The sequence below is a fragment of the Sporomusa acidovorans genome (assembly GCF_900101845.1).
GTDB classification, from domain to species: domain Bacteria; phylum Bacillota; class Negativicutes; order Sporomusales; family Sporomusaceae; genus Sporomusa; species Sporomusa acidovorans.
The window spans coordinates 1-3,279 of the sequence record NZ_FNAM01000037.1 but is presented as its reverse complement, the minus strand read 5'-3'; the positions used below and the strand labels follow the sequence as shown (position 1 = coordinate 3,279).

At 38.6% G+C, this 3,279-nt stretch carries 2 protein-coding genes; one reads left to right on the top strand and one right to left on the bottom strand.

Going from position 1 to position 3,279, the window contains the following annotated elements; genetic code table 11:
- Positions 1 to 538: 538 nt before the first annotated feature.
- Complete coding sequence (locus BLR65_RS20710; RefSeq protein ID WP_093796087.1) at positions 539 to 2,236, bottom strand: methyl-accepting chemotaxis protein; 1,698 nt, start codon at positions 2,234 to 2,236, stop codon at positions 539 to 541.
- Between the two features lie 398 nt (positions 2,237 to 2,634).
- On the opposite strand from BLR65_RS20710, the gene BLR65_RS20705 reads away from it, so the two are divergent.
- Positions 2,635 to 3,183 carry a site-specific integrase gene (locus BLR65_RS20705; RefSeq protein WP_093796086.1) on the top strand — a complete coding sequence of 183 codons (549 nt, stop codon included), beginning with the start codon at positions 2,635 to 2,637 and terminating at the stop codon, positions 3,181 to 3,183.
- Positions 3,184 to 3,279 lie beyond the last annotated feature (96 nt).

Below are 3,279 nucleotides of genomic sequence, written 5' to 3'. Positions count from 1 at the left end.
GTAAGCATAAGGTCAGCGCTGTAGTTGGTCTCAAAATAATCGGGCATAATTTCCAGCAATTCATTACCTATCTAGCCAGAAAAACCAAGGAAACAATCAAGCAGGTAGCTACGTCATTTCCTACAACACCACCTCAAGGGGTTAGTCTGTCCTTTTAACAGACGAGTAATAATTAGATCATTAATTTTAGGGGTAAGTAGCTTGGAGATGCAGCGACATATATACGTAATAGGAAAAGATGTGGCTGTAGCCGATTTAAAATTTACAGCAACAGTGATAACAAGGTCATAAATTAACTTTTCGCAGTACAATCATAAAATAAAATACAGGTAAAGGCCTTTGTTGACGATTTTCTATATACATTGACGTCTTGATTACCTTTACTGATAAACACAGGTTAATATGATCCATAACTTATAATACCACCTTTCTATATTCCCATGGCAATATAAAACTCCTGCCTAATCGATTCAGCAGGAGTTTTCTTTCTATTTACTTTCATCAAAATTTATTTTTTTAGATAAATACACTTTGTTTCTTATAATTTAAAGTTTGCAACAATATGACGTAATTTTTCCGCCATTTTAGCCAATTCTTGACTAGATGATGCAATCTCTTCCATAGAGGCTAATTGTTCTTCAGTGGCAGCAGAAACCGTCTGCGTATGCGCTGACGACTCTTTAATAATCTTATCAATATCTTTGACTGATACCACGATGCGTTGGCTGTTGGCGGCCATCTGCTCAATTGCCGCGGAAATATCGCTAACCTGGTCGGATACGTTGCCAATCAGGCTGACAATTTTATCAAAAGTCTGGCCCGCTTCAGTAACCACTTCCGTGCCTGTCTTAACTTCACGCATTCCCTCCCCCATAGCATTTACGGCCTTATCCGTATCTTCCCTAATTTCACCAATCAGTTCCGCTATCTGTTTTGCCGCATCTTGTGATTGTTCGGCCAGTTTTCGTACCTCTTCGGCTACCACAGCAAAACCGCGTCCCTGTTCTCCTGCCCGGGCAGCCTCAATCGCTGCGTTCAATGCCAGGAGATTTGTCTGCCCGGCTATGCCGGAAATTGTATCAACAATCGTCCCTATTTCCTGGGAACGTTCACCTAGTTTGCCGACTAACTGCGCCGAGTCATCGACCGACTTCTCAATCTGTGCCATTTGGTTTGTTGCCTTCTGCACCGCCTTGCCGCCTTCCTGAGCTGTTGAAGAAGTTTGCTGCGCCGTTGCGGCCACATTACTGGCATTAGCAGCCACCTCTTGTATCCCGGCGGATAATTGTTCTACAATATTACTGGCTTCATCAATTGCTTTTACTTGATTGGTTGCGCCTGTAGATACCTCTGTAATCGCCACTGCCACTTGGTTAGCTGCTTGAGCCGTCTGTCCTGAACTAGCAGTCAACTGTTCAGAAGACGCTGCCAATTGCTCGGATGAATGAGAAACCTGCCCAAGAGTATCCCGCATAACTTTAAGCATATTGTCCATAGCCCGTGCCATAACACCTACTTCATCTGTTTTGGCAAGAAATAATTCCGGTATAGTAAAGCTATAGTCACCTTTCGATAATTTAGTTAAATCTGCCGTAACTGCTTGCAATGCGCCAACGACCGAACGGCTGATAACAATTCCAATGCTGATACCTGCCAGCAAAGCAACAAAACTAATTATGCCTGTCATAGTGCGGGCTTGACTACTATTGGCCTCCAATTGCACAAAGGTGTCTCCTACCTGTTTTTCCCTAAATGTCATATATTCTTCCACTTTAGCGTTTAGCGCCTTGGCAACAGGAGTCGCCTGATTCCGCACCATCATAACTGCTTCTTGATCTTTACCAGCTTTTTTCAGGTCGATAACTTTTGTGATATACTGATCATACTCTTCGTCCAGTTTTTTCACTTCCAGAGCAAAATTCCGTTTTTGTTCAGTCAGCGCTTTTTTCTCAAGCTCAGCCTCAAGCTGCTCAGCCTCATCACTATATTTTTTATATTCCTCAACATAGTTGTCTTGCCCTGTTATCAAATACGCTCGCAGGGTCGCTACCTGATTTACATTAAGCCTAGCGACCCTAGCCGTTTTCATCAGCAGTGGAATATGATCTTCACCTATTTCTTTTACTGCTTCATCCATTTCCCCAATTTTGTAAAAACTGATTCCAGCAACTAGTAATGTAAACATTACTACAAAGAGGAATCCGCCAACTACTTTCATTTTTAATGTCATGTTCATAAATTTTTATCCACTCCTTCTGAGAAAATCATCATAGTCCGCAAATTTGTATTTTAAAACTTTGAAATTGAAAAATGTAAGGACTCTTGAACCCCAAATCGCTATCTTCTTGATTTTCGAATTTGAAAATAGTTAATTTGTTGCTTTCCCATTTTTTCATCTCCTCATCAAAATTTTTAAACCAGAACTTTTCGATGTTATAAGCGTTATAGCATCAGCAAAATATGGTATATAATAAAAAACTATACCGAACAAAATGCGGCAAAAACTCTTTAAAATCTGACGCCTAAAAATAATGTAACACAATTTACTTGTGTTACATTATTTTTAGGCGTCAGAGTAACATATTATACAACTAATGTACGATAGTAGTACTAGTATGAAGGATGTGTTAACGTATGAAATATGTCGAACCGATTCGCAGCAAACAACAAATTGAAGCGGTAAAAAGTTATTTAAAAAAAAGGAACTTACGTGATTGGCTTCTTTTTGTTTTAGGAATTAATAGTGGTTTGCGAATTTCAGATTTATTATTGTTGAAAATAAGTGATGTTAAAGCTAAAGATAGAATTGTAATTCGCGAAATGAAAACAGGTAAAATAAAAGATTTTCCTCTCTCTCTTACGTGCAAAAAGACTATAAATGAATACCTTACCAGTATTCATAATGAAAGTGAATGGCTTTTTAAAAGCCAAAAAGGTGATCAGCCTATTACCCGCATACAAGCTTATAGAATCATGAATAAAGCAGCATGCGCTGTCGGTATTAAAGAAGCAATCGGAACACATACATTACGAAAAACATTTGGCTACTGGGCTTATAAAAGCGGCGTAGATATCACTAGAATTCAAAAACTGCTTAACCATTCGGCCCCCAGTGTAACATTGGCATATATAGGAATTACCAAGGATGAATTAGATAATATCTATATAAACTTAAATCTATAAACTATAAACTTGAAAAATTGACAAAATAAAGAGGAAATAGTAAAAAAATGACGTATTTTTATAGTAATGAATAGGCAACAGGTAACACAAGTAAAT